General features: G+C 73.2%; 22 protein-coding genes and 2 pseudogenes. 12 read left to right on the top strand and 12 right to left on the bottom strand.

The genetic code is table 11. The features are described from left to right. Positions 1–58 precede the first annotated feature (58 nt). From ABD832_RS31625 to ABD832_RS31610, 4 genes are all read right to left on the bottom strand, one after another. Positions 59–805, bottom strand: coding sequence for a 3-hydroxybutyrate dehydrogenase (locus ABD832_RS31625; protein ID WP_344902610.1), 747 nt, complete (start codon positions 803–805; stop codon positions 59–61). A 157-nt stretch (positions 806–962) separates the two neighbouring features. Further along, positions 963–1,349, bottom strand: coding sequence for a tautomerase family protein (locus tag ABD832_RS31620; protein ID WP_344902607.1), 387 nt, complete (start codon positions 1,347–1,349; stop codon positions 963–965). A gap of 73 nt (positions 1,350–1,422) precedes the next feature. Then, a complete protein-coding gene (locus ABD832_RS31615; RefSeq protein ID WP_344902604.1) occupies positions 1,423–2,823 on the bottom strand; it encodes a class II fumarate hydratase in 1,401 nt (466 codons plus the stop codon). A gap of 93 nt (positions 2,824–2,916) precedes the next feature. Further along, on the bottom strand, positions 2,917–3,582 hold the full coding sequence (locus ABD832_RS31610; RefSeq protein ID WP_344902710.1) for a hypothetical protein: 666 nt from the start codon (positions 3,580–3,582) through the stop codon (positions 2,917–2,919). Positions 3,583–3,848: 266 nt separating this feature from the next. Here ABD832_RS31610 and ABD832_RS31605 point away from each other — a divergent pair, with 266 nt between their 5' ends. Further along, on the top strand, positions 3,849–4,055 hold the full coding sequence (locus tag ABD832_RS31605; RefSeq protein WP_344902707.1) for a hypothetical protein: 207 nt from the start codon (positions 3,849–3,851) through the stop codon (positions 4,053–4,055). Here the strand turns inward: ABD832_RS31605 and ABD832_RS31600 are convergent. The 4 genes and pseudogenes from ABD832_RS31600 to ABD832_RS31585 form a co-directional block, all read right to left on the bottom strand. Further along, a pseudogene (locus tag ABD832_RS31600) lies at positions 3,968–4,630 on the bottom strand (serine/threonine-protein kinase); the annotation flags it as partial. The gene ABD832_RS31605 and the pseudogene ABD832_RS31600 overlap by 88 nt on opposite strands. Before the next feature lie 104 nt (positions 4,631–4,734). Continuing rightward, positions 4,735–5,952: a serine/threonine-protein kinase gene (locus tag ABD832_RS31595; RefSeq protein WP_344902601.1), complete on the bottom strand. Its 1,218-nt coding sequence runs from the start codon at positions 5,950–5,952 to the stop codon at positions 4,735–4,737. A gap of 240 nt (positions 5,953–6,192) precedes the next feature. Beyond that, a complete protein-coding gene (locus ABD832_RS31590) occupies positions 6,193–7,845 on the bottom strand; it encodes a fumarate hydratase (RefSeq protein ID WP_344902598.1) in 1,653 nt (550 codons plus the stop codon). 538 nt (positions 7,846–8,383) lie between these two features. Further along, entirely contained in the window at positions 8,384–9,385 is a 1,002-nt protein-coding gene (locus ABD832_RS31585) for a DMT family transporter (protein ID WP_344902595.1), read from the bottom strand. A gap of 67 nt (positions 9,386–9,452) precedes the next feature. Here ABD832_RS31585 and ABD832_RS31580 point away from each other — a divergent pair, with 67 nt between their 5' ends. From ABD832_RS31580 to iolD, 7 genes and pseudogenes are all read left to right on the top strand, one after another. Beyond that, complete coding sequence (locus ABD832_RS31580) at positions 9,453–11,207, top strand: aminotransferase-like domain-containing protein (RefSeq protein ID WP_344902592.1); 1,755 nt, start codon at positions 9,453–9,455, stop codon at positions 11,205–11,207. A gap of 291 nt (positions 11,208–11,498) precedes the next feature. After that, positions 11,499–12,476, top strand: coding sequence for a Gfo/Idh/MocA family protein (locus tag ABD832_RS31575; RefSeq protein WP_344902589.1), 978 nt, complete (start codon positions 11,499–11,501; stop codon positions 12,474–12,476). Then, positions 12,473–13,357: a TIM barrel protein gene (locus ABD832_RS31570; protein ID WP_344902586.1), complete on the top strand. Its 885-nt coding sequence runs from the start codon at positions 12,473–12,475 to the stop codon at positions 13,355–13,357. Before ABD832_RS31575 ends, ABD832_RS31570 begins: the two co-directional genes overlap by 4 nt. Beyond that, positions 13,354–14,277 (top strand): annotated as a pseudogene (gene iolC, locus ABD832_RS31565) (5-dehydro-2-deoxygluconokinase); the annotation flags it as partial. The gene ABD832_RS31570 and the pseudogene iolC, both read left to right, overlap by 4 nt. Before the next feature lie 207 nt (positions 14,278–14,484). Further along, complete coding sequence (locus tag ABD832_RS31560) at positions 14,485–15,351, top strand: class I fructose-bisphosphate aldolase (protein ID WP_344902704.1); 867 nt, start codon at positions 14,485–14,487, stop codon at positions 15,349–15,351. Between the two features lie 268 nt (positions 15,352–15,619). Continuing rightward, positions 15,620–16,441, top strand: coding sequence for a 5-deoxy-glucuronate isomerase (gene iolB / locus ABD832_RS31555; RefSeq protein WP_344902584.1), 822 nt, complete (start codon positions 15,620–15,622; stop codon positions 16,439–16,441). Further along, complete coding sequence (gene iolD, locus ABD832_RS31550) at positions 16,438–18,297, top strand: 3D-(3,5/4)-trihydroxycyclohexane-1,2-dione acylhydrolase (decyclizing) (RefSeq protein ID WP_344902581.1); 1,860 nt, start codon at positions 16,438–16,440, stop codon at positions 18,295–18,297. The genes iolB and iolD overlap by 4 nt, the downstream gene beginning before the upstream one ends. Here iolD and ABD832_RS31545 read toward each other — a convergent pair. Beyond that, positions 18,288–19,484, bottom strand: coding sequence for an MFS transporter (locus tag ABD832_RS31545; protein WP_344902578.1), 1,197 nt, complete (start codon positions 19,482–19,484; stop codon positions 18,288–18,290). The genes iolD and ABD832_RS31545 overlap by 10 nt on opposite strands. A 161-nt stretch (positions 19,485–19,645) precedes the next feature. Between ABD832_RS31545 and ABD832_RS31540 the strand changes: the two genes are divergently transcribed. Beyond that, positions 19,646–20,248, top strand: a complete 603-nt coding sequence (locus ABD832_RS31540; protein WP_344902575.1) for a DUF1707 SHOCT-like domain-containing protein — start codon at positions 19,646–19,648, stop codon at positions 20,246–20,248. A gap of 142 nt (positions 20,249–20,390) precedes the next feature. On the opposite strand, the gene glpX is transcribed toward ABD832_RS31540, so the two are convergent. Further along, positions 20,391–21,425 (bottom strand): class II fructose-bisphosphatase, encoded by a 1,035-nt coding sequence (glpX, locus tag ABD832_RS31535; protein WP_344902572.1) that lies wholly within the window; start codon positions 21,423–21,425, stop codon positions 20,391–20,393. An 83-nt stretch (positions 21,426–21,508) separates the two neighbouring features. Between glpX and ABD832_RS31530 the strand changes: the two genes are divergently transcribed. After that, on the top strand, positions 21,509–22,114 hold the full coding sequence (locus ABD832_RS31530; protein ID WP_344902569.1) for a TetR/AcrR family transcriptional regulator: 606 nt from the start codon (positions 21,509–21,511) through the stop codon (positions 22,112–22,114). 38 nt (positions 22,115–22,152) lie between these two features. After that, the gene (locus ABD832_RS31525; RefSeq protein ID WP_344902566.1) at positions 22,153–22,686 is read left to right on the top strand and encodes a DUF4245 domain-containing protein; all 534 of its coding nucleotides are present in this window, start codon (positions 22,153–22,155) and stop codon (positions 22,684–22,686) included. A gap of 123 nt (positions 22,687–22,809) precedes the next feature. On the opposite strand, the gene ABD832_RS31520 is transcribed toward ABD832_RS31525, so the two are convergent. Continuing rightward, positions 22,810–23,040, bottom strand: a complete 231-nt coding sequence (locus ABD832_RS31520) for an exodeoxyribonuclease VII small subunit (protein WP_344902563.1) — start codon at positions 23,038–23,040, stop codon at positions 22,810–22,812. A 73-nt stretch (positions 23,041–23,113) separates the two neighbouring features. Here ABD832_RS31520 and ABD832_RS31515 point away from each other — a divergent pair, with 73 nt between their 5' ends. Beyond that, positions 23,114–23,584: a GNAT family N-acetyltransferase gene (locus tag ABD832_RS31515; RefSeq protein ID WP_344902560.1), complete on the top strand. Its 471-nt coding sequence runs from the start codon at positions 23,114–23,116 to the stop codon at positions 23,582–23,584. On the opposite strand, the gene xseA is transcribed toward ABD832_RS31515, so the two are convergent. After that, positions 23,562–24,770: an exodeoxyribonuclease VII large subunit gene (gene xseA / locus ABD832_RS31510; RefSeq protein WP_344902557.1), complete on the bottom strand. Its 1,209-nt coding sequence runs from the start codon at positions 24,768–24,770 to the stop codon at positions 23,562–23,564. The two genes, ABD832_RS31515 and xseA, sit on opposite strands and share 23 nt — an antisense overlap. Between the last annotated feature and the right edge of the window lie 17 nt (positions 24,771–24,787).

Raw genomic sequence — 24,787 nt, 5'->3', positions numbered from 1 at the left:
TGGGATGGTTTGGGTGGCCTGTTCGCGGTGACGTGTGGCTCGTGGTGCCCATTCTTGACTAGCGGGCGGTCCAGCCGCCGTCCAGGGGTAGGGAGACGCCGGTGATGGAGGAGCTGTGCGGGCCGCAGAGGTAGGCGACGAGTTCGGCCACCTCGGCGGGCTCGATCAGCCGTTTGACGGCGGCGGGGGCGAGCATGATCTGCTCGACCACCTCGTCCCTGCCGATGCCGTGGGTCTCGGCCTGCGCGTCGACCTGGTTCTCCACCAGGGGTGTACGGACGTAGGCGGGGCTCACGCAGTTGGAGGTGACGCCGTGCGCGGCGCCCTCCAGGGCGATCACCTTGGATAGCCCCTCCAGGGCGTGCTTGGCGGTGACGTACGCCGACTTGTAGGGAGAGGCGCGCAGGCCGTGGACCGAGGAGATGTTGACGATCCGGCCCCAGCCGCGCTCGTACATCCCCGGAAGGGCCTGCCTGGCCAGCAGGAACGGCGCCTCCACCATCACCTTGAGGATCTTGGAGAACACCTCCGGGGGGAACTCCTCGATCGGGGAGACGTGCTGGAACCCGGCGTTGTTCACCACGATGTCCGCGCCGGACGGGATCGCCCGGACGAAGTCCGGCTCCGACAGGTCCGCCACGACGGGGGTGCCCGAGATCTCCGCGGCGACCGTGGCCGCGGCCTCGGCCTGGACGTCGACCACCACCACGTGCGCTCCGGCGGCGGCCAGCCGGTGCGCGCAGGCACGCCCGATCCCGCTGCCCGCTCCGGTCACCACGGCCCTGCGGCCGGATAGGTCAATCATGCTGCCGAATCTAAGCACGCCCCGGGTTCCGGCCCATGTCGCCCGTCCCCACAGTGCGCCGTACGCCTATGTGGCGGACCGCCGCCCCGGGTCCGGCTTTCCGGGCCGTCGGACGCGGAGGCATCCGCCCAAAGCCCTTCCAGCGGTGAAGCGGCGGTCAGATGGTGACCGGGTACATCAGCGTCAGCTCGTCGCCCGGGAGGCCGCGGATGCCCCAGTTGGTCTTGGGGGACTCCATGATCATGATCTCCAGGTCCTCGGCGGCCAGGTCGAGCACCTCACCGGCCCGGGTGAACAGAGCGCGGATCAGCTTGCGCTTGGCCTCGTCCGACCGGCCGTTGAAGCAGACGATCTCCACGATGAGGTACCGCTCGCTGCGCTGCGGGCAGATCATGTCCTCGGCGTCCAGCAGCAGGAACCGGTGGAACCGCTTGTCCTCGGGCAGCTGCCAGACGTCCACCAGGCAACCGTGCACGAGGTCGGAGACATGCCGGCGCCGGCCGGACCAGACGTCCCGGCGGCCGTAGAACTTGATCTGGGTCATGCCGAGAAGTCTTCCAGGTGCCCGGCAGCGGTGACGCCGGGGGGCCGGGATGAGGACATCCCGGCCGGCGGGCTCACCCGGGCTGCGAGGGCGGCCGGGTCATGGACAGCACGTCGAGCAGGTCGTCGAGCTTCTCCTCGGTGAGGGTGCCGTTGGCCACGTGACCGCGTTCGATCACGACCTCGCGGATGGTCTTGCGCTCGGCCAGGGCCTGCTTCGCTATCTTGGCGGCCTCCTCGTACCCGACGTACCGGTTGAGCGGGGTGACGATCGACGGCGAGGACTCCGCGTACTCGCGCATCCGCTCGACGTTGGGGGTGATGCCGTGCACGCAGCGGTCGGCCAGCAACCGGGAGACGTTGGCCAGCAGCCGCACCGACTCCAGGATGTTGCGCGCCATGACCGGGAGCATCACGTTGAGCTCGAACGTGCCCGACGCGCCGGCGAACGCGATGGCCGCGTCGTTCCCGACGACCTGGGCGGCGACCATGGTCACCGCCTCCGGGACGACCGGGTTGACCTTGCCCGGCATGATCGAGGAGCCGGGCTGCAGGTCGGGCAGGTTGATCTCGCCCAGCCCGGCCCGGGGGCCCGAGCCCATCCAGCGCAGGTCGTTGGCGATCTTGTTGAGCGAGACCGCGACCGTGCGGAGCTGGCCGGACAGCTCGACGAGGGCGTCGCGGGCGCCCTGGGCCTCGAAGTGGTCGGGGGCCTCGGCGAACGGCAGGCCGGTGGCCTCGCGCAGCCGCTCGATGACCTTGGCCGCGAAGCCGGGCGGGGTGTTGACGCCGGTGCCGACCGCGGTGCCGCCCAAGGGGAGCTGGGCGAGGCGGGGAAGGGCGCTCCGCACCCGCGCGATGCCGTTGTCGATCTGCGTGGCGTACCCGCCGAACTCCTGTCCCAGGGTGACCGGGGTGGCGTCCATCAGGTGCGTCCGGCCGGCCTTGACCACGCCCTCGAACTCCAGCGACTTCTCGCGCAACGCGGTCGCCAGGTGCCGCAGGGAGGGGATCAGGTGGTACGACACCTCGGTCGTGGCGGCCACGTGGATGGAGGTGGGGAAGACGTCGTTGGACGACTGTGAGGCGTTCACGTGGTCGTTGGGGTGGACGGGGCTGCCCAGCCGCTCCTCGGCGAGGGTGGCGATGACCTCGTTGGCGTTCATGTTGGAGGAGGTGCCGGAACCGGTCTGGAAGACGTCGACCGGGAACTCGCCGTCCCACTCGTTCTCGGCGACGTCGGTGGCGGCCTCGGCGATCGCCCGCGCCAGTTCCTTGTCGAGCACCCCGAGCTCGGCGTTGACCTCGGCGGCGAGCGCCTTGATCAGGCCGAGCGCGGCGATGTGCGGGACCTCCAGCCCGCGCCCGGAGACGGGGAAGTTCTCCACCGCCCGCTGGGTCTGCGCCCGCCACTTCGCGCCCGCCGGCACCCGTACCTCGCCCATCGAGTCATGCTCGATCCGATACTCGCTCATGGATCCAGTCTGCGTCCTATGAGAGGAATCAAACCGGTTGAGCGGGCATCGACGGGTGTCGCGTACGGAGGATCCGCCCCGGCGGGCCGTTCCTCAGGTGAAGGCCACCACCACCAGGATCATGATCACCACGAGCGCGATCGCCGCCACCCCCATCAGGACGAAGATGCCGATCTTGGGCTTGCGGGGCGGGGCCTGCGGCTGCCCGGGAACCGGATGGCCGTTCTGCCCGGCGATCGCGAACAGATCGGTGCCCAGGCCGGGGGAGCGGCCGGCCTCGGGCCCCGGCGGGCGCCAGGGCTGGGGGGCCGCCGGGCCCGGGTGCCTGGGGAGGCCGGACGGCGCGCCCGCTCCCGGGGACCGGTCGCCGGGCAGGGGTGCGCGCGGCAGCGGACCTGCCGGGGCCGGGACCGGCGGGAGCACCGCGGTGGACGGCCCGGAGTCCGGCCCGGTCGCGGGGAAGCCGTGCGGCGGGGTGGGGGAGGGGTCGGACCCCGCCACCGGGAAGCCGTGGGGCGGGGTGGCCGACGAGGAGACGTCCGTCTCCTCGAAGGCACCGGAGGAACGGCCTGTCACGGGCCCCCGGGCGACGGGCGTGCCGAGGGAGGGGGAGTTCTGCCGCCCCGCGACCGGCCTGCCGAGGTCGGTGGACACCGGACGGTCCGGGTAGGGCGAGGCCGTCGACCGGCCCGGGGCGGCCACCGGGGGAGCCGGCTCGGCGGGGATGCGCAGGCCGTCCTTGGGACGGATGACCACCATCGTGCGGTCGGCGTCGAAACCGCCCGCGCCGTCGTCGTCCCCGGAGGCGTCCGGACCGTCCGGGCCGTCCGGGGCTGCGGGGACGCCGGGGGTGCCGGTGTGCTTCGCGGCGTCGGCGTCCTCCGGGAGCCCGGCCGGCTCGGCGCGTTCCGGCTGCGCGTCCTTCGAGGCGGGCGCGTCCTTCGGGGCGGGTGCGTCCGTCGGAGTGGTCGCGGACGGCCGCGCGGGTGCCGGGGTCGCGCGGGGCGGTGCGGCGGGGGGGCGGGGTGGAGGGCAGCGAGTTCGCCAGGTGCGTGGGGGTGTCCGCCACCGCCCGGAGCATCGCGCTCGCCTGGGCGGCCGTCAGGCGCGCCGTGTGGTCCTTCTCCAGGAGCTGTTCGAGCACCGGCCGGAGCGGTCCCGCCTGGGTCGGCGGGTCGACCTGCTCGCTCATCAGCGCGGCCAGCGTCTCCGCCACCGAGGACCGCTCGTAGGCCGGGCGGCCCTCGACCGCGAAGTAGAGGGTGGCGCCCAGCGACCACAGGTCGGACTCGGGGCCGTTGTGCTCACCACGGGCGCGCTCCGGTGCCGTGTAGCCGGGGGAGCCGATCACCATGCCGGTCTTGGTGAGGCTCGTGTCGCCCTCGGCCTTGGCGATGCCGAAGTCGGTGAGGACCACCCGGCCGCTCTCGGTGATCAGCACGTTGCCGGGCTTGACGTCGCGGTGGAGCACCCCCTGCGCGTGGGCCGCGCGCAGCGCCCCCAGCAGGTCGGCCCCGATCTCGGCGACCAGGCGCGGCGGGAGCGGACCCTCCTCCTCGATCACCTGCTCCAGGGAGCGCGCCTGGACGAGCTCCATGATGATCCAGGGGCTGCCGTCCTCGACGATGGCGTCGTGGACGGTGGCGACCGAGGGGTGGCTGATGCGGGCGGCCGTACGACCCTCGCGGATCATCCGTTCCCGAAGTTCGGTGCGCTCCGCCTCGCTGAGCCCGGGCTCCTGACGGATCTCCTTGATCGCCACCTCACGGCCGAGGGAACGGTCGTGGGCCCGCCACACGGTGCCCATCGTCCCCCGGCCGATTGGCGCGATCAGCTCATAACGGTCCGCGAGCACGCGCGTCTGCTGTTCCGGCATGAGAAGAAGATAGCCATTCCCCCTTGAGAAGTGCTTTACCCGCGCTTACGGAGTTCCCTCGGCCAGAGAAGACGTGGGAGGACCAACCTGATGAACGGCGTCATGAAACGGACAAAAGAGTTGTTTCCTACAGAAATGTCTACATTTTTCCGGTGGACGCCCTCGTTCGTCCGCCGGTGCGACCGCGACTGCCCCGGTGCCGAGAACGGTCCCGACTGCGGCCCCGACGACGGTCCCGACGGTGGCGGCGGCGAGACCGGCGAGGTGGGACGCGGGGCCGGTGGCGGCGCGGAGCCGACCCGGTGCAGTCCGCGGTGCTGCGAGCGGCGGCCGAACGGCGGGGCCGAGGCCGGCGCGCTCCTGCCGGACCCGTCCGCGTACGGCCTGGAGCCGGGCCGCGCCACGGGCGGCCGGGGGACGAGGTCCTCGGCCGTGCCGCCGGCCGCCACCCGGGCGAGCATCAGCGCCGCCCGGACCGTGTCCAGCCGGGCGTTCGGGTCGATCATGAGCAGGCCGCGCAGCACCGGTGCCAGCGGCCCGGCGCGCTCCATGGGGATCGGCTCGCCGCTGGTCAGCGCCGCCAGCGCGGCGGCGGCCGTACGGCGCCCGTGCAGGCCCTTGCCCTCGACGGCGGTGTAGAGGGTCGCGCCGAGCGACCACAGGTCACCGGCAGGGCTGGCCTTGGCGCCCAGGACGCGCTCGGGGGCGATGTACCCGGCCGAGCCCAGCACGATGCCGGCCTGGGTGATGGACACGTCGCCCTCCAGGGCGGCCAGGCCGAAGTCGGTCAGCACGGCACGGTCGTCGGTGACCAGGACGTTGCTGGGCTTCACGTCGCGGTGCAGGATGCCCTTGGCGTGCACGGCGCGCAGCGCACCCAGGACCTGGCGGCCGATCTCCGCCACCTGACGCGGCGGCAGCGGGCCGTGGTCCTGAAGGAGCTGCTCCAGCGACCTGGCGCGCAGCAGCTCCATCACGATCCAGGGGCGCTCGTCCTCGGTGACGACGTCGAAGACGGTGATGACCGAGGGGTGGGCCACCATCGCGGTCGCCCGTCCCTCGCGCTCGGTCCTGGCGCACAGCTCGGCGCGCAGCTCCTCGTCGAGGATCAGGGGGAGACGGACCTCCTTGACCGCCACCTCGCGGTTGAGCAGCTCGTCCTGCGCTCGCCAAACGGTGCCCATGCCGCCTCGGCCGACCGGTTCCGACAACCGGTAGCGCGCGGCGAGAAGGTATCCGGGTGGCGCACGCATGTGGTGCAGCTTACCGATTTGCGTAATGCGACCAGTAGAGACCCGGCCGAATCTTCTTGCCAACTTCGGTCAGATTTTCTCTCTCGTGATTGTTCGGAAACCGAGAGTGACATCATGCCGATCCCGTACGTTTCCCGAATTCACCGATTCGGGCCGGGACGGTGCGGGCCGAGCCGGCCCGGATCGAGTCGAGTCGACCCGGGCCGATCCCAGGGCCGGCCCGGGTCGGCCCGGGGCCGGTCAGCGGCGGCCGATGGTCAGGACCGGGCCGGTGGAGTCGGTGAAGAAGTCGTTGCCCTTGTCGTCGACCACGACGAACGCGGGGAAGTCCTCGACCTCGATCCGCCAGACGGCCTCCATGCCCAGCTCGGGGTACTCGAGGACCTCGACCTTCCGGATGCAGTCCTGGGCCAGGCGCGCGGCCGGGCCGCCGATGGAGCCGAGGTAGAAGCCGCCGTGGGCCTTGCAGGCGTCGGTGACCTGCTGGGAGCGGTTGCCCTTGGCCAGCATGACCTTGGAGCCCCCGGCGGCCTGGAAGCGCTCGACGTAGGAGTCCATCCGCCCGGCCGTGGTCGGGCCGAAGGAGCCCGAGGCGTACCCCTCGGGGGTCTTGGCCGGGCCGGCGTAGTAGACCGCGTGGTTCCTGAGGTACTCGGGCATCTCGCCGCCCGCGTCCAGGAGCTCGCCGATCTTCGCGTGGGCGATGTCGCGGGCGACCACGAGCGGCCCGGTCAGCGACAGGCGGGTCTTGACCGGGTACCGGGTCAGCTCGGCCAGGATCTCGTCCATCGGGCGGTTGAGGTCGATCCTCACCACGTCGTCCGACAGCTGCTCGTCCGTGGTCTCCGGCAGGAACCTGGCCGGGTCGGTCTCCAGCCGCTCCAGGAAGACCCCCTCGGGGGTGATCTTCGCCAGGGCCTGGCGGTCGGCGCTGCAGGAGACCGCGACGGCGACCGGGCAGGAGGCGCCGTGGCGGGGCAGGCGGATGACGCGGACGTCGTGGCAGAAGTACTTGCCGCCGAACTGCGCGCCGATGCCCAGCTTCTGGGTGAGCTCGAAGACCTTGGCCTCCAGGTCGGTGTCGCGGAAGCCGTGCCCGGAGGGGGAGCCCTCGACGGGGATGGAGTCCAGGTAGCGGGCGCTGGCGTACTTGGCGGTCTTCAGGGCGAACTCGGCGGACGTGCCGCCGACGACGATCGCCAGGTGGTACGGCGGGCAGGCCGCGGTGCCGAGGGAGCGGATCTTCTCCTCCAGGAACCGGAGCATCCTGGCCTCGTTGAGCACCGCCTTGGTCTCCTGGTACAGGAACGACTTGTTGGCGCTGCCGCCGCCCTTGGCCATGAACAGCAGCTTGTACGCGTCGGCGTGGCCGCCCGGGTCCTCGGCGTACAGCTCGATCTGCGCGGGGAGGTTGGAGCCGGTGTTCCTCTCCTCCCACATGGTCAGCGGGGCCATCTGGGAGTAGCGCAGGTTCAGCCGGGTGTAGGCGTCGTAGACGCCCCGGGAGATGTGCTCGGCGTCGGCGCCGTCGGTGAGCACGTGCCGGCCGCGCTTGCCCATCACGATCGCGGTGCCGGTGTCCTGGCACATCGGCAGGACGCCACCCGCCGAGATCGAGGCGTTCTTGAGCAGGTCCAGGGCGACGAACCGGTCGTTGCCGCTCGACTCGGGGTCATCGATGATCTTGCGGAGCTGGGCGAGGTGGGACGAGCGCAGGTAGTGGGAGATGTCGTGGATCGCGGTCTCGGTGAGCAGCCGCAGCGCCTCGGGCTCGACCTCCAGGAACCTGCGCCCCGCGGCCTCGACGACCCGTACCCCCTCGGAGGTGATCAGGCGGTACTCCGTCTCGTCCGGTCCCAGGGGAAGCAGGTCGGTGTAGTCGAACTCGGGCATCGTCGTCGATCCTTCGTGCGGGGGTCAGCTCCGTTTTCCCTAGAGGGTAAGGCTTCACCCGGGTGCCGGGCCGCGGTGGCCGCCCGGGGGACGAACGCCTCCCGGCCGCGGTGGCCGGCCGGGGGGCGTTCGTCCCTCGACCGGGCAAACCCAAGGGGACATATGTGATGAAAACCGAATATTCGGGACAAGGGTTGGTGGGATATGCGGCTTTTGTCCATGTGTGTTCGGAGAGAGGGGAGAAGCTGGAAGCAGGCCGGGCCGAGCGCCCGGGGAAGCAGGAGGGGCATCATGGACGTGGGAAACACCGTCCCGGCCGGAAGCATCGTCATGCTGGTGCTCGTGGCCGTCTTCATCGTGGCCGGGCTGACCGTGTCGCTGATCGCCATCACGCTGTCGAGCATCAAGGAGGCCGGAGGGCGGACGCCCGAGTGGCCGGTGAGCTGGCCCGACTCGCGCCTGGCCCTGACCGAGGCGCCGATCGCCCTGGCCCCGGTGAGGGCGGCCGTGTCCTCGCCCGGCTCCCACGGATGGCGGGTCAGCCGTCCCGAGCGGGCCGGTGACTCCCGGCGGCGGGCGAACTCGTCCCGCTGGACCGAGGGCCGTGAGCGCCGGGTGAGCCCGCCGCAGCGGGCCGACGTGCCGGCGCAGCGGGTGAGCGTGCCCCGTCAGCGGGTGAACCCCTGGGGCTGAGACCGATGGCGATCCCGGCGACCACCAGCGCCGCGCCGAGCAGGTCGGGCCAGGTGGGGACGCTCAGGCCGAGGACCACGCCGGTGACGATGGCGCCGACCGGGATCAGCCCGGCGAACAGCCCGGCGGTCCCCCGGCCGAGCCTCGGCAGGGCGTCGTACCACAGCAGGAACGCCACGCTCGTCACGAAAACCGCCTGGTAGGCCAGGCCGGCCGCCTCCGGCACGGTCGGCACCCTGACCAGCGCGGTGCCGTCCGCCAGCAGCCCGGCGGCCGTCAGCAGCGGTACGGCCAGCACCGTGGAGTAGGCCGAGACGCGCACCGCGCCCAGCCGGGGCAGCAGCGGGAGGGCGAGCACCGAGAAGCAGACCTCGCAGCCCAGCGCGCCGAGCGCCCAGAGCAGCCCGGCCGGGTCGCCGCTGCCCAGGCCGGTGGCCACCGTCGTCCCGGCGACGACCACCGTCGCCGCGCCGAGGACCCTCCGCGAGGGCCGCCCGCCGAACAGCGCCAGGGCCAGCGGGACGGCGCCCAGGACGGTGCCGACCAGGGCGGGCCCGCCGTGCCGGGTGCCCTCGATCACGCACACGTTGAACAGCACCAGCCCGGTCAGGGCCAGCGCCACCAGCAGCGCCACCTCACGGGGCGTGAGGCGCAGGAACCGCAGCCCCGCCAGCCGGGCGACGGCGAGCAGGATCACGGCCGCCGCCAGGTAGCGCAGGGCCTGGCCGCCGTAGACGGGGTAGTCGCCGATCACCCCGGAGATCCCCGCCAGGGTGCCCACCAGGAACATCCCGCCCGCGGCCTGGACCGGCCCTCGCAGCTCCGACCTGCTGACATCGTGGTTCATGTACGGAATGCTAGGAAGGCAATGGTTCGTCCACCGGGTCCAATGATCCTGAGAAAAAGAGGGCCAATTGGCCGATCTGCACCTCGTCGTCGACCGGTCGGCGGGCGGTGTCGCCGCCCAGATCGCCCGCGAGCTCCGCGAGGCCGTACGGCACGGGCGGCTGGCCGCCGGAGTCCGCCTGCCCGCGAGCCGTGAGCTGGCCAGGGACCTCGGGCTCTCCCGCGGTGTGGTGGTGGAGGCCTACGAGCAGCTGGTCGCCGAGGGCTTCCTGCTCTCCAGGGTCGGCGTGGGCACCACCGTGGCCCCGGCCGCCGCCCGCTTCGCCACGTCCGGCCCCTCGCGGGCCGAGAGCGTCCCGCGGACCGGAAGCCTTTCGGGGACCGGAAGCGTTCCGCGGGCCGGAAGCGTTCCGCGGGCCGAAAGCCTTTCGCGGGCCGGGAGCCTTTCGCGGACCGAGAGGCCGGCCCAGAGACCTTCGCCGGACGGGAGTCCTCCGGCGGTCGCGGGTCCCTCGCGTGCCGGGAGCCCTCCGCGGACCGGGGGGTCCTCGCGCACCGGGAGGATCCCACCGGCCGGACCCTCCCTTCCGGACGGGAGCCTTCCGCGGGCCGGGCGTCCCGCACCGGGCGGGACCGCCCGGGAGGCCGTGGAGGCTCCGGCGGCCGGGCGCGACTCGTCCGCCGGGCGCTGTGCCGCCGCGCCCGACCTGAGCGGGTTCCCCCGGCAGCGCTGGATGGCCTCGATGCGGCGGACGCTCACCTCGCTGCCCGACGGCGCCTTGGACTACGGCGATCCCGGTGGCGTCCTCACCCTGCGCGAGGAGCTGGCCGCCTACCTCGGAAGGGTCCGGGCGGCCGACGTCGGCCCGGACGAGCTGGTGATCGTGGGCGGGGTCGCCCAGGGGCTGAGCCTGGCGATCCAGGCGCTGGCCGGCAGGCTCCCCCAGGTCGCGAACCGGCACGGCCTCGCCTGGTTCGTCCGGGACGACACGCGTCCCGCGGCGCGTCCCGGCCGGATCCGGCTGGCGATCGAGGATCCCACCAGTCTGCGCCAGCTCCCGCTGCTCCGGGCGGCCGGCGCCGACCCGGTCGCGGTCGGCGTGGACGACGAGGGCATCGACGTCGGAGCCCTCGCCGCGACCGGGGCACGGGCCGTGCTGCTCACCCCCGCCCACCAGTACCCCACCGGGGTCGTGCTCTCCCCCCGGCGCCGCGCCGAGCTGATCGAGTGGGCCGACGCGACCGACGCGATGATCCTGGAGGACGACTACGACGCCGAGTTCCGCTTCGACTGCGACCCCGTGGGCTGTCTGCAGGGCCTGGCCCCCGGCCGGGTGATACTGGCCGGGAGCGTCAGCAAGTCCCTCGCCCCCGGGCTCCGCCTGGGATGGGTGGCCGCCCCGGCTCCGATCGCCGAGTCGCTGCGGCTGGCCCGCGGCGAGCTCGACCTCGGCTCACCCGTCCTGGAGCAGTACGTCCTGGCCGACTTCATCACCACCGGTGGCTACGACCGGCACCTGCGCAGGATGCGCCGGGAGTACCGGGCCCGCCGGGACGCCCTCGCGGGGGCCCTGGCCGAGCACCTTCCCGAGATCGTCGTGCGGGGCGTCTCGGCCGGGCTCCACCTGCTCGCCGAGCTGCCGGCCGGCTGGGACGAGGCACCGGCGGCGGAGGCGGCCCTGGCCTGCGGGCTGTCCACGGAGCCGGTGGCCCCGATGCGCCACGCCCCCGGCCCGCCCGCGCTGGTGATGGGGTTCGCGCGTCTTCCGGTCCACCGCGCCGACGAGACGATCCGCGCCTTCGCGGCCGCCCTGCCCCGCTGACGTCCCCACCGCGCGGGCCGCACCGGCCGCGTCCTTCCGACCGCGCATGCCTTGCCGCCCGCGCATGCGCTTCCGACCGCGCATGCCCTGCTGTCCGCGCATGCCTTGCCGACCGCGCATGCCCTGTCGGCACCGTGGCCGGTGCGGGCCGTTCCGACGTGCCGGTCACCGTACCCGCCCTCGTGTCCCGTACGGGATGACATCGTCCTCATGTCCTGACAAATTCTTGACGGCGACCGGCTCCTCGCCTAGAACTGGAGATCGGCCGCTCTCTCCTGTCGCGGAGGCATCATGCGTGTTGGACTGCTGGGGCTCGGCAGGATCGGGGCGTTCCACGCCGCGACCCTGGCGGCGCACCCCGGGGTCGGCGAGTTGGTGGTGAACGACGCGGACGGCGGGCGGGCGGCGGCGGTGGCCGCGAGGCTGGGGGCCCGGGTGGGAGACGCCTTCGACGCCGACGCGCTGGTCGTCGCCACCCCCACGGCGACGCACGCGGAGCTGCTGACGCGCGCCTGCGCCGAGGGGGTGCCGGTGTTCTGCGAGAAACCGGTCGCGGCCGGCGTACCGGAGACCCTGCGCGTGCTCGACGCGGTCAGGCGGAGCGGCACGGTCGTGCACATCGGCTTCCAGCGCCGCTTCGACGCCGGGTACGCCGCGGCGCGCAGGGCGCTGGCCGACGGCGAGCTGGGCACGCTGCACCGGGTTCACATGCTCAGCGCCGATCCCCGGCCGCCCGACCCCGGGTACATCCCGCTGTCGGGGGGCATCTACCGCGACTGCCACATCCACGACTTCGACATCCTGCGCTGGGTCACCGGCCGCGAGGCCGAGACCGTCTACGCGACCGGCGCCAACCGGGGGGAGGCGTTCTTCGCCGAGGCCGGGGACGTCGACACCAGCGCCGCGCTGCTCACCCTGGACGACGGCACGCTCGTCACCCTGCAGGGCTCCCGCTACAACGGCGCCGGGTACGACGTACGGATGGAACTGGCGGGCACCCTGCGGACCCGGGCCGTCGGCCTCGGCCCATGCGCGCCGCTGACCAGCGTCGAAGGGCTGCAACCGCCCGGCGAGCCGTGGCCCGACTTCACGAGCCGGTTCCGGGCGGCCTACGTGGCCGAGCTGGACGCGTTTCTCGGCGCGGCACGAGGGGAGACGAAGAGTCCCTGCACGGTCGAGGACGCCCTGGCCGCGCTCTATCTCGCCGAGGCCGCGGAACTCTCCCGGCGCGAGGGGCGCCCGGTACGCGTCGCGGAGGTGGTCCTGTGAGAATTGCCGGTGCGCCGATCTCCTGGGGCGTCTGCGAGGTCCCCGGCTGGGGGTACCAGCTGGACCGGGCCCGGGTGCTCGCCGAGATGAGGGACCTGGGCCTGACGGCCACCGAACTCGGTCCCGAGGGCTTCCTGCCGCCCTCGCCGACCCGCTGCCGCGCCCTGCTGGCCGAGTACGGGCTGCGCGCGGTGGGCGGGTTCGTCCCGGTGGTCCTGCACGAGGACGACCACGACCCGCTCCCGGTGGTCCGGGCCGCGATGCGCGCCTTCGCCGACGGCGACGTGGACACGGTCGTGCTGGCCGCCTCCACCGGTGGCGAGAGCTACGACGCCAGGCCCGAGCTGGACGCCGCCGCCTGGAAGACCCTGATGACCAACCTGCGCCGGATCCTCAAGAGCGCCAAGGAGTTCGGCCGCTCCGTCACCCTGCACCCGCACGTCGGGACCGTGGTGCAGGACCCCGGCGAGGTGCAGCGGGTGCTCGACGGCAGCCCCGTGCAGCTCTGCCTGGACACCGGTCACCTGCTCGCGGGCGGCACCGACCCCGCCGAGCTGGTCTCGCGGGCCGCCGCGCGGATCGCGCACGTCCACCTCAAGGACGTGGACGCCGCCATGGCCGAACGGGTCAGGGCGGGCGAGCTGCCCTACGGCCGGGCCGTCAAGGAGGGCCTCTACCGCCCGCTGGGCCGCGGCGACGTGGACGTGCCCGCCATCGTCGCGGGCCTGACCGCGGCCGGGTACGACGGCTGGTACGTGCTGGAGCAGGACGTCGTGATCGCCCCCGGGGACGCGGCCGACGCCGACCCCCGGGAGAACGTGGCCGAGAGCCTGGCGTACCTGAACGGGCTCGCCGGCCCGGGCGGCGGGGCGGGCCCGTGATCGAGGTCCTGACCATGGGACGCGCCGGCGTCGACGTCTACCCGCTGCAGGTGGGCGTCTCGCTGCGCGAGGTGGAGACCTTCGGCAAGTACCTGGGCGGCAGTCCCACCAACGTGGCGGTGGCCGCCGCCCGGCTGGGCCGTACCAGCGCCGTGATCACCAGGACCGGCGACGACCCGTTCGGGCTCTTCGTGCACGACGCGCTGCGCGAGTACGGGGTCGACGACCGCTACGTCACCGCGGTGGCGCACCTGCCGACCCCGGTGACGTTCTGCGAGATCATGCCGCCGGACGACTTCCCGCTGTACTTCTACCGCCTGCCCAAGGCGCCCGACCTCGAGATCTTCCCCGAGGAGCTGGACCTGGAGGCCGTCACCGGGGCGCGGTTGTTCTGGGCGACCCTCACCGGCCTGTGCCAGGAACCCTCCCGGAGCGCGCACTTCGCCGCCTGGCGGGCCAGGGGACGCGTCCCGCACACCGTGCTGGACCTGGACCACCGTCCCATGTTCTGGCCCCGGCCCGAGGAGGCCCGCGACCTGGTGCGCGAGGCCCTGCGCCACGTCACGGTGGCGGTGGGCAACCTCGACGAGGTCGAGGTCGCCACCGGCACGCGCGACCCGGAGGCGGCCGCCGAGGTGCTGCTGGAGGCGGGTGTCGGGCTCGCGATCGTCAAGCAGGGCCCGGCCGGGGTGCTCGGCATGACCGCGTCCGAGACCGTGCGGGTGCCACCGGTGCCGGTGGAGGTGGTCAACGGCCTCGGCGCCGGGGACGCCTTCGGCGGGGCCCTGTGCCACGGCCTGCTGGAGCGCTGGCCGCTGGAGGACACGCTGCGGTTCGCCAACGCGGCCGGGGCGATCGTCGCGGGCCGGCTGGCCTGCGCCCCCGCGATGCCCCGGCGGGAGGAGGTGACGGCCCTGCTCACCGGCCGGCCGGGCGGGCGGTCGTACGGGGTGCACTTCTTCGACAGCGGCCCGAGCCCGGCGACGGGTACGGGCACGGGCACGGCCGGCGGTTCGACGGCGGACACGGTGACGAGCACGGCCGAGGGCCCGGTGGCGAGCACGGGCACGGCCGAGGGTCCGGCGACGACCGCGGCCACGGGCCCGGCCACGGTCACGGGCCCGGCCATGGCCACGGTGACGAGCATCCGGGCCCGCCATCCCGGCCGGATCGCAGAGGCGCTGGCGGCACGCGAGCGCAGGAGCCTGCTCCAGGAGCGCGACCGGCTCCTGATCGTCGCCGCCGACCACACGGCCAGGGGCATGGTGGGCGTCAGGGGCCGCCCCGCGGCCATGGAGAGCCGCGCCGAGCTGCTGGAACGGCTCTGCGTGGCGCTGGCGCGTCCCGGCGTGGACGGGGTGCTGGGCACCCCGGACGTGGTGGAGGACCTCCTGCTGCTCGGCGCGCTGGAGGGGAAGATCGTCATCGGGTCGATGAACCGGGGCGGCCTGCACGGGTCGGCCTTCGAGTTCGACGACCGGTTCACCGCCTACGACGCCTCCTCGATCGTCCGGGCGCGCCTGGACGGCGGCAAGATGCTCTGCCGGATCGGCGTGGACGACCGGGCCACCGCCCGCACCCTGGAGGCGTGCGGCCGGGCCGTCACCGAGCTGGCCTCGCACGACCTGGTCGCCATGGTCGAGCCGTTCTGGTCGCGCAGGGTGGACGGCGAGATCGTCCACGACCTGTCGCCCGAGGGGGTCGTCCGCTCCGTCCACGTCGCCCAGGCGCTCGGCGCGACCTCCGCGCACACCTGGCTGAAGATCCCGGTCGTGGACGACATGGAACGGGTGATGCGCGCCACCACGCTGCCGACGCTGCTGCTGGGCGGCGACCCGGGCGAGGCGCCGGAGGTCGTCCACGCGGCCTGGCGCGGGGCGCTGCGGCTTCCCGGGGTGCGGGGGCTGGTGGTGGGCCGCGCACTGCTGTACCCCGCCGACGACGACGTGGCGGCGGCCGTCGACACCGCCGCGCAGATGCTGGAGGAGGCGTGAACCGGCGCCCCGGCCACCACGAAGGCCACCGCGCGGGCCGCCCCACAGGACACCACGGAGGCCACCGCGCGGACCATCCCACAGGTCACTCCGCAGGTCACCGCGCAGGTCACCGGGCGGACCATCCCACAGGCCCCCGCGACGGTGGACCGAGCGGTCACTTCGGTAGTGACCTGAGAGGCCGTCGGGGCGATCATTGAAACGGTCACCGAGGCGGTCACCGACACGATCAACGGGACGCCGCCCAGTCGTCACGTGAGGAGAGGCCATGACCTTCGTACCGGCGGGAAGCACCGCGCGGGCGCCGTGGGCGCTGTCGATCACCCCGGAGACCGCCGGGTGGACCTACTCGGGGCTGCGCGTGCTCTGCCTGTCCGGCGAGGGCGTGAGCTTCGACACCGGGGACGAGGAGATGCTCGTCCTGCCGCTCTCGGGCGAGTGCGTGGTCGAGTGCGAGGGGCAGCGGATCACGCTCGACGGCAGGCCCTCGGTCTTCGAGGGGGTCACCGACTTCGCCTACCTGCCGATCGGGGCGAGCGCCCGGGTCACCGGCCGGGGCCGCTTCGCCCTCCCCTCGGCCCGCGCGACCAGGCGCCTTCCGGTGCGGTACGGCCCGGCGGAGAAGGTCCCGGTCGAGGTGCGCGGCGCGGGCCAGGCCAGCCGGCAGGTGAACAACTTCTGCGCCCCCGACGTCTTCGAGTGCGACAAGCTCGTCTCGGTCGAGGTGCTCACCCCGGGCGGCAACTGGTCGTCGTATCCGCCGCACAAGCACGACGAGGCCTCCGAGCACGAGGCCGTGCTGGAGGAGATCTACTACTTCGAGGGCGGCCCCGGCTACCAGCGGGTCTACGGCGGTCACGAGGTGCTCGCCGAGGTGTCGTCCGGTGACGTCGTCCTCGTGCCCAGGGGGTACCACGGCCCGTCGATGGCGGCCCCCGGCTACGACCTCTACTACCTGAACGTGCTGGCCGGGCCCGCGTCCGAGCGGTCGATGGCCTTCTGCGACGACCCCCGGCACGCCTGGGTCCGCGACTCGTGGGCACGGGAGCAGGCCGACCCCAGGCTCCCGATGACGGGGGTGCGGAGATGAGGCTCACCGTGGCGCAGGCGCTCCTGCGCTTCCTCGCCAACCAGTGGTCGGAACGCGACGGCGTCGAGCAGCGGCTGGTGGCCGGGTGCCTGGGCATCTTCGGGCACGGCAACGTCGCTGGGATCGGGCAGGCCCTGGCCGAGCGCGGCGCGGGCACCTCCGGTGACCTGCCGTACTACCTGGCCCGCAACGAGCAGGCCATGGTGCACACCGCCGTCGGGTACGCGCGGGCCCGCGACCGGCTGTCCACCTTCGCCTGCACCAGCTCGATCGGTCCCGGCGCCACCAACATGGTCACCGGCGCGGCGCTCGCCACGATCAACCGGATCCCGGTGCTGCTGCTGCCCGGCGACGTCTTCGCCACCCGCGTCGCCGACCCGGTGCTGCAGCAGCTGGAGGACCCGCGCTTCCCCGACGTGACCGTCAACGACGCGCTGCGCCCGGTCTCCCGCTTCTTCGACAGGATCAACCGGCCCGAGCAGCTCGTCGCGTCGCTGCCGGCCGCGATGCGGGTGCTGGCCGACCCGGCGGAGACGGGCGCGGTCACCCTGGCCCTGCCGCAGGACGTGCAGGCCGAGGCGTACGACTGGCCCGAGGAGCTGTTCGCCCGCAGGGTCTGGCACGTGGCGCGGCCCGTCCCCGAGCCGGCAGCGCTGGCCCGGGCGGCGGAGCTGGCCCGGAGCTCGCGCCGCCCGCTGATCGTGGCCGGGGGCGGCGTGGTCTACTCCGGGGCGTGGCGGGAGCTGGCGGGCTTCGCCGCCCGGCACGGCGTCCCGGTGGGCGAGACCCAGGCGGGCAAGGGGGCGCTGCCGTACGACCACCCCTGCGCGGTCGGCGCGGTCGGCCACACCGGCACCGCGGCCGCCAACGAGCTGGCCCGTGACGCCGACCTGGTCATCGGGATCGGCACCCGCTACACCGACTTCACCACCGCCTCGCGCACCCTGTTCGGCCAGGCCGCAGGAGGGGTGCGGTTCCTCAACGTCAACGTCGCCGCCTTCGACGCGGCCAAGCACTCCGGCGAGATGCTCGTCGCCGACGCCCGCGCCGCGCTGGAGGCGCTCGGCCCCGCCCTGGACGGCTGGCGGGCCGACCCGGACTGGACGGCCAGGGCGGCCCGGCTGACCCGCGAGTGGCAGGAGCAGGTCGCGCTGCTCACCACCGGGGACGCGCTGACCCAGCCGGTGGTGCTCGGCATGCTCAACGAGGTGGCGCACCCGACGGACGTGGTGGTCAACGCGGCCGGGTCCATGCCCGGCGACCTGCACAAGCTCTGGCGGGCGAGCGACCCGAAGTCCTACCACGTCGAGTACGGCTACTCCTGCATGGGGTACGAGATCGCCGGAGGGCTGGGGGTGAAGCTGGCCGTGCCGGAGCGGGAGGTGTTCGTGCTGGTCGGCGACGGGTCGTACCTGATGATGGCCCAGGAGATCGCCACCGCCGTGCAGGAGGGCGTGAAGCTCGTCGTGGTGCTGGTCGACAACCGGGGCTTCGCCTCCATCGGCGGCCTGTCGGAGGCGGTCGGGGCCGGGCGGCTGGGCACCGCCTACCGGCTGCGCGGTGCCGGCGGGGAGCTGGACGGGGCGCTCCTCCCGGTCGACCTGGCCGCCAACGCGGCCAGCCTGGGCGCGAACGTGCTCCGCGCCGACGGCCCGGAGTCCCTGCGCCTGGCCCTGGCAGAGGCCAGGCGGGCGACCGGTACCACGGTGGTGTACGTCGAGACCGTGCCCGGCCCCGGCGCGGAGACCACGGCCTGGTGGGACGTACCGGTGGCCGAGGTGTCGCGGGGGGAGGAGACCCGGCGGGCGCGCGCCGCCTACGAGCGGGCCAGGCGGGACCGGCGCCCCTACCTGTGATCCCCCGCCCCGGGTCCGGTGGCGGGCCCGGTGGCGGGCTGGGGGTCCGGCCGGAACCCCCGGGCCAGGAAGACGATCAGGCCCACCAGCACGGCGGCCGGGACGAACGCCACCCTGATGCTCACCGTGTCGTTGAGGGTGCCGACCACGGCGGCCCCCACCAGGAAGCCGACGTAGTTGAACATGTTGACCCGGGCGATCGCGGTCTCCGCCCCGGCGCCGAGGCGGCCCGCGGCCGAGAACGACTGCGGGGCGATGACGGACAGGCCGATGCCGACCAGGCCGAACGACACGACCGCCACCACGACGCCGGGTGCCAGCACGAGGCCCAGCATGCCCGCCGCCGCGATCACCGCGCCCGCGCGCACCACCGGCGCCGGCCCATACCTGCGCACGGCGAGGTCGCCGGGCACCCGGGCCAGCAGCATCGCCGCCTGGTAGACGAGGTAGCCGAACGGCACCAGCCACCCGCTCGCCGCCAGCGCCTTCTCCATGTAGACCGTGCCGTAGTTGGAGACCGCCGCGTCACCGACGTACAGGAACGCCATCGCCAGGCAGAGCGGGATGATCGGCCGCCACGGCGACCGGGAGGTCACGGCCTCGAGCGGCGTCTCGACGCCCTCCTCGTCGCGCCGGTAGAGGCGCGGGAGCAGGACCACCGAGATCAGCGCGCCGATCATCACCGGTACGGAGAACGACCAGCCCAGCGGCACGCCGAGCGCGCTGAAGGCGGAGTTGGCGCCCGCGCCCAGCATCGAGCCGACGCTCCACACGGCGTGGAAGCCGGTCAGCACGCTCATCCCGTACCTGCGCTCGACCGCGACCGCCTGCATGTTCATCGCCGCGTCCACCGCGCCGACGAACAGGCCGAAGACGGCGCTGAGCGCGTACAGCCCGGTGAGCCCGTCGTTCCAGCCCAGCAGGATCACGGCCGTGCAGACGCCGATCTGGGAGATCCGCAGCACCGGGGCGCTGCCGAACCGGCTCGCCAGGGGGGCCGCGACCGCGCTGCCGACTCCGGAGATCACCGGGACGAGCAGCAGGACCAGGGTGAGGTCGCCGTCGCTGAGACCGAAGCGGCGCTGGAGGTCGACCACATGGGTGAGCAGGGTGGCGAAACAGAGCCCCTGGACGAAGAACGCCGCCCAGGTCGCCACGCGTGCCTGCCTGTCACGGGGGGTCGGCATGACGATCTCCGGGAACATGAGGGGGATTCAAGTTCCCGTCAGGGTATGGGCGGCGTACCCGGTGGTCAATGGCCCGTCACCTGCCGGTTCCGCCCGTCCGCCCGCACATCCGGAGCGCGCCGGACGAGGCGCCGGGGCCCGGCGGCGATTATGGTCGAAGGGTGGAGAGTCACCGGCCCCCCGCCATCCGCCGTCACGTCCCCGAGCCGCGTCCCGCCGACCTCAGAGCCGGGGACGCCGACCGCGAGAGGGTGGCCGTCGTGCTCGGCGACGCGCTCGCCGACGGACGCCTCGACCACGGCGAGTACGAGCAGCGCGTCGAGGCCCTCTACCGGGCGCGCACGCTGGGGGAGCTCTCCGCCCTCACGGCCGACCTGCTTCCGCCCGAGGCACAGCCGCTGCGCACCGACGTCCGCCCGGTGACGGCGTTCTTCGGCTCGGAGAAACGCTCGGGCCGCTGGGTGGTGCCGACCCGGTTCCCGGCCACCGCGATCTGCGCCAACGTCACGCTCGACCTGTGCGAGGCGCTGCTCCAGTCCAGCCGGGTGACCCTGCAGGTCACGGTGCTGTTCGGCACCCTCACCCTGATCGTGCCCGAGGGGGTGCGGATCGAGATGCCCGCCTCGATGTACATGGGGGGCAAGAAGAACCATGTCCGGGCCTCGCCCGACGGCCCGGTCATCGAGATCACCGGCATCGTCACGTGCGGCAACATCGTGGCCAAGTCCCCGAAGCGCCCCCGGCGCTCCTGGTTCCGCCGCTGACGCCCCGCGCGTCCGTCGTCGGCACCTTCGGCGTGCGTTCATCGTCGGCGTCCGTGATGCGCGTCCACCGCTGACACCCGCGACGCGTGTCCGCCGCCGACGCCCACGGCGCGTGTCCGCCGTGGGCGTGTCCCGCCCGCGCCTAGCGGGCGTTGTCGAAGTTGATCGCGCTGTAGGCCCGCAGCTTCCAGAGCTGGTGCTCGCTCTCGATCTTCCGGATCGTCCCGGACCGGCCGCGCATGACCAGGGAGCTGGTGACGGCCCGCCCGGCCCGGTAGCGGACCCCCTGCATCAGCTCGCCGTCGGTGATCCCGGTGGCGGCGAAGAACACGTCGTCGGACCTGACCAGGTCGTCGGTGCTGAGCGTGGCGTCCAGGTCGAGGCCCGCGTCCAGCGCCCGGCGGCGCTCGGCCTCGTCCTGCGGCCAGAGCCTGCCCTGGATGACACCGCCCAGGCACTTGAGCGCGCACGCGGCGATGATGCCCTCCGGGGTGCCGCCGACGCCGAGCATCAGGTCGACGCCGGTTCCCACCCGGGCCGCCATGATCGCACCGGCCACGTCGCCGTCGGTGATGAGCCTGATCCGCGCACCGGCCTCCCGGATCTCCCGGATCGTCTTCTCGTGGCGGGGCCGGTCCAGGATGACCACGGTCACGTCCGACGGCTCGCCGCCCTTGGCGCGCGCCACCGCGGCGATGTTGTCGGCCACCGGCGCGTTGATGTCCACCGACGAGGCGGCCTCGGGGCCGGTGACCAGCTTGTCCATGTAGAAGACCGCCGACGGGTCGTACATCGAGCCGCGCTCGCTGACCGCGATCACCGAGATCCCGTTGGGCATGCCGAGCGCGGTCAGCCGGGTGCCGTCGATCGGGTCGACGGCCACGTCGCACGCCGCGCCGCTGCCGTCGCCCACCAGCTCGCCGTTGTAGAGCATCGGCGCGTTGTCCTTCTCGCCCTCGCCGATCACCACCACGCCGCTCATCGACACGGTGTTGATCAGCTGGCGCATCGCGTTCACCGCGGCGCCGTCCGCACCGTTCTTGTCACCCCGCCCGACCCAGCGGGCCGCCGCCATCGCGGCCGCCTCGGTGACGCGGACGAGCTCCAGGGCGAGGTTGCGATCAGGTGCGTGCTCACCCGTGGCGAGGGTGGCGGGAACGGACGTCTGATCGGACATGGTGGGAAACCCCTCTCGTGGATTGTTGCAACGATCGTAGTTGGCACCCCTGTGACCGGTCGGCGGAGGATAATCTGCCCACCATGAGCAGTGACACGGAACGGCTGGTGAAGGGCGGGGGTGCGCGGACCTCCGAGCGGGGTGCCGCCACGCGCGTCGCACTCCTGGCCGCGGCCAGGGAGACGTTCGTCACGAGCGGCTTCGCCGAGTCCGGGGTCACCGACGTGGTCTCCCGGGCGGGGGCGAGCGTGGGCAGCCTCTACCACCACTTCTCCGGCAAGGCCGACCTCTACCTCACCCTCTTCGACGAGTTCCAGACCCGGCAGACCCAGCGGACCAAGCAGGCGGTCCAGGAGGCCAGGGCCGGCGGCGAGGGCGACCCGATGCGGTTGTTCATCGCCGGGGCCCGCGCCTACCTGGAGGGCTGCCTGGCCGAGCGGGAGCTGTCGGCCCTGTTCCTGCGCGGCGACGGGCCGCCCGGGTTCGAGGTCATCATGCGCGACCGGCTCCGGCAGTGGGCCAAGCGCAACGCCGCCCTGTTCGAGGGCGACGAGGGCGCGCTGGTCGTGGTCCTCACCGGTGCGCTCGCCGCGGCCGTCTCCGAGGTCGCCCTGTCCGACGACGAGGACGCCTCCCGGGTGCTCGCCGAGGACGTGCTGGCCATCGTCGCGCAGATCCGCCGCCCCTGAGACGGGACCGCCCCGCGGAACGGATAGTGTCGGTGGTCGTGCGAAGGTTCACTGAGGGCTTCTACGGCTACGCGTTCGCGATGGCGGTCTGTCTGGCGGCCGTCGGCCTCTTCCTGCTCATCACGCCGCAGAGCCGGACCGAGCGCATTCCCAAGGTCGACTACTCGCTCGCCCTGGCCGACCTGCGCCGTACGGCACCCTTCCAGGTGTGGGCGCCCGGGCAGGTCGCCCCCGGATGGGTGCCGAACAGCTCCCGCAGGACGAACGACGGCGGCTGGACGACCTGGAGGCTCGGCTTCGCCACCGCCGAGCGCCGCCACGCGATGCTCGCCCAGAGCGACGAGAAGCCCGCGGCCGAGTTCGCCAACCGGCTCGCCAACACCTCCACGGCCACCGGCACCGTCCAGATCGGCGGCGTGACCTGGGAACAGCGCGTCCGCGAGGACAAGGACCAGCGTTCCCTGGTACGTCTCCTGCCCGACGTCACGGTCGTCGTCACCGGCACCGCCTCCTGGCAGGAGCTGTCCACCCTGGCCGGGTCCCTCCGGCAGCAGCCGAAGATCACGTCCTAGCGTCCTGGAACGGCCGGAGGCCCGGCCGCTCGCGCGCCGCGCGTCGTCCGGCCCTCGTCATCCGGTCACGCTGTCCGGCCTCCGTCGTCCGGTCTTTCCCCGGCCGCAGTCGGCGCCGGCCGATCAGAAGGGGGCGTCCGCGCCGGGGTCGGGTTGCCGTCGCTGGGCCATGGCCGCCGCGAGCTTGACCCGGGCCCCCTGCAGCCACTCCTCGCAGAGTGAGGCCAGCCTCTCCCCGCGCTCCCAGAGCTCGATCGACTCCTCCAGGGTGAGCCCGCCCGCCTCGAGGCGGCGGACCACCTCGGTCAGCTCCTCGCGCGCCTGCTCGTACGACGGTGTCTTCTCATCGGCCACGGACCCCACCTTAGATCGTCCGCGCCGCCTCCCCGCCCGTCCCACCGCCGGGTACGGCTGGCAGAATGCCCGGATGAGCGTTCGTGACGCGACCCTCGACGACATTCCGGAGCTGGTGCGGCTGCGTCAGATCCTGGCCGACAGGATGGCCCTGGACGGGAGCCTCCCGGTCGAGGAGGACTGGCGGCCGGCCTACGCGGAGAGCCTCGCCGAGCGGCTCGGCAGTGCCGACACCGCCGTCTACGTGGTGGACGCGCCCGGCAAGAGGCTGGCGGCCTGCGGGGTCGGCCTGATCTTCGAGCGCATGCCCGGCCCCAGCCTCCCCGACGGGCGTTACGGCTACATCCAGGGCATGGCCACCGACCCCGGCCACCGGCGCAGGGGCCACGGCCGGGCCGTCGTCAACGCCCTGCTGGAGTGGTACCGGCGGGCCGGGGTCCGCCGGGTCGACCTGCACGCCACCTCCGACGCCGAGGCCCTCTACCGGGAGTTCGGATTCATCGACGACGGCTACCCCTCGCTCACGTGGTGGAATCGCTCCTGACCGTCACCCGGTCGTCGGAGAAGCGCACCGTGAGCTCGTCGCCCGGGGAGATCTCGCTCGCGAGCCGTACGACGTCGCCCGAGGGGCGCTGCACGATCGCGTAGCCGCGCTCCAGCGTGGCGGCCGGGGAGAGCGAGACCAGGCGGGCGCGCAGGTGCTCCAGCGAGTCCTGGGCGCGGTCCAGGGAACCGGTGAGGGAACGCCTCGCCCGGTCCCTGAGCTGCTCGGCCTGCTCGGCCCTGCGCTCGACCTCGCGTACCGGATCGGCGAGGGCGGGGCGTGAACGGGCCGCGGCCAGCCAGGCCGTCTCGCGGTCCAGCCAGCCCTTGGCCACCCTGCGGCCCCGGTCACGGAGCTGGCGGATCAGCGTGAGCTGCTCGCCGACGTCCGGCACGACCTTCTTCGCCGCGTCCGTGGGCGTGGACGCGCGCACGTCGGCGACCAGGTCGAGCAGCGGATTGTCCTGCTCGTGCCCGATCGCGCTGACCACCGGGGTACGGCACGCCGCGACCGCCCGCACCAGGGCCTCGTCGGAGAAGGGCAGCAGGTCCTCCATCGACCCGCCGCCCCGCGCGATCACGATCACGTCCACGTCGGTGTCGGCGTCCAGCCTGCGCAGCGCCTCGATGACCTCGCCGACCGCGTACGGCCCCTGCACGGCCACCGGCTCCACCGTGAACCGGACCGCGGGCCAGCGGCGCCGCGAGTTCTCCAGCACGTCGCGCTCGGCGGCCGAGTCACGGCCGCAGATCAGCCCGACCGTACCGGGCAGGAAAGGCAGCCGCCGTTTCCTGTCCACCCCGAAGAGACCCTCGGAGGCGAGCAGCCGGCGCAGGCGCTCCAGCCGTGCCAGCAGCTCACCGACCCCGACCGGCCGCATCTCCAGCGCGGTGAACGCGAAAGAACCCTTGTTGACCCAGAAGTCGGGCTTGAGATGCGTCACGATCCGGGCACCGTCGACCGGCCGGGGGACGGTGGCCTCGTAGACGCCGCGCGGGCAGGTGACCCGGGCCGAGATGTTGGCCACCGGGTCGCGCAGCGTCAGGAACACCGTGCCGCCACGGGCGGTCAGCTCGGTGATCTGCCCTTCGACCCAGACGGTGCCGAGCTTGCCGATCCAGCCGCCGACCATCTGCAAGACCGTGCGGACCGGAAGGGGCTGCTCAGGAGTGGACTTCGAGCTCATGGGCGGGAGCCTACGCG

The sequence above is a fragment of the Streptosporangium longisporum genome, from assembly GCF_039534895.1.
Lineage (GTDB): Bacteria > Actinomycetota > Actinomycetes > Streptosporangiales > Streptosporangiaceae > Streptosporangium > Streptosporangium longisporum.
Note: the sequence above shows the minus strand (reverse complement) of the source record. Positions and strands in the feature narration are given on the sequence as shown.

Excerpts from the sequence above, each read along its gene's own strand:
- ABD832_RS31610 (WP_344902710.1), bottom strand. The coding sequence starts at position 3,582 with ATGGTGGTCATCCGTCCCAAGGACGGCCTGCGCATCCCCGCCGAGCCG.
- glpX (WP_344902572.1), bottom strand. The coding sequence starts at position 21,425 with ATGTCCGATCAGACGTCCGTTCCCGCCACCCTCGCCACGGGTGAGCAC.
- ABD832_RS31560 (WP_344902704.1), top strand. The coding sequence starts at position 14,485 with ATGGCCACGGTGACGAGCATCCGGGCCCGCCATCCCGGCCGGATCGCA.
- ABD832_RS31530 (WP_344902569.1), top strand. The coding sequence starts at position 21,509 with ATGAGCAGTGACACGGAACGGCTGGTGAAGGGCGGGGGTGCGCGGACC.
- ABD832_RS31515 (WP_344902560.1), top strand. The coding sequence starts at position 23,114 with ATGAGCGTTCGTGACGCGACCCTCGACGACATTCCGGAGCTGGTGCGG.
- ABD832_RS31595 (WP_344902601.1), bottom strand. The coding sequence starts at position 5,952 with ATGCGTGCGCCACCCGGATACCTTCTCGCCGCGCGCTACCGGTTGTCG.
- ABD832_RS31625 (WP_344902610.1), bottom strand. The coding sequence starts at position 805 with ATGATTGACCTATCCGGCCGCAGGGCCGTGGTGACCGGAGCGGGCAGC.
- iolD (WP_344902581.1), top strand. The coding sequence starts at position 16,438 with ATGAGGCTCACCGTGGCGCAGGCGCTCCTGCGCTTCCTCGCCAACCAG.
- xseA (WP_344902557.1), bottom strand. The coding sequence starts at position 24,770 with ATGAGCTCGAAGTCCACTCCTGAGCAGCCCCTTCCGGTCCGCACGGTC.
- iolB (WP_344902584.1), top strand. The coding sequence starts at position 15,620 with ATGACCTTCGTACCGGCGGGAAGCACCGCGCGGGCGCCGTGGGCGCTG.
- ABD832_RS31585 (WP_344902595.1), bottom strand. The coding sequence starts at position 9,385 with ATGAACCACGATGTCAGCAGGTCGGAGCTGCGAGGGCCGGTCCAGGCC.
- ABD832_RS31590 (WP_344902598.1), bottom strand. The coding sequence starts at position 7,845 with ATGCCCGAGTTCGACTACACCGACCTGCTTCCCCTGGGACCGGACGAG.
- ABD832_RS31575 (WP_344902589.1), top strand. The coding sequence starts at position 11,499 with ATGCGTGTTGGACTGCTGGGGCTCGGCAGGATCGGGGCGTTCCACGCC.
- ABD832_RS31615 (WP_344902604.1), bottom strand. The coding sequence starts at position 2,823 with ATGAGCGAGTATCGGATCGAGCATGACTCGATGGGCGAGGTACGGGTG.
- ABD832_RS31620 (WP_344902607.1), bottom strand. The coding sequence starts at position 1,349 with ATGACCCAGATCAAGTTCTACGGCCGCCGGGACGTCTGGTCCGGCCGG.
- ABD832_RS31545 (WP_344902578.1), bottom strand. The coding sequence starts at position 19,484 with ATGCCGACCCCCCGTGACAGGCAGGCACGCGTGGCGACCTGGGCGGCG.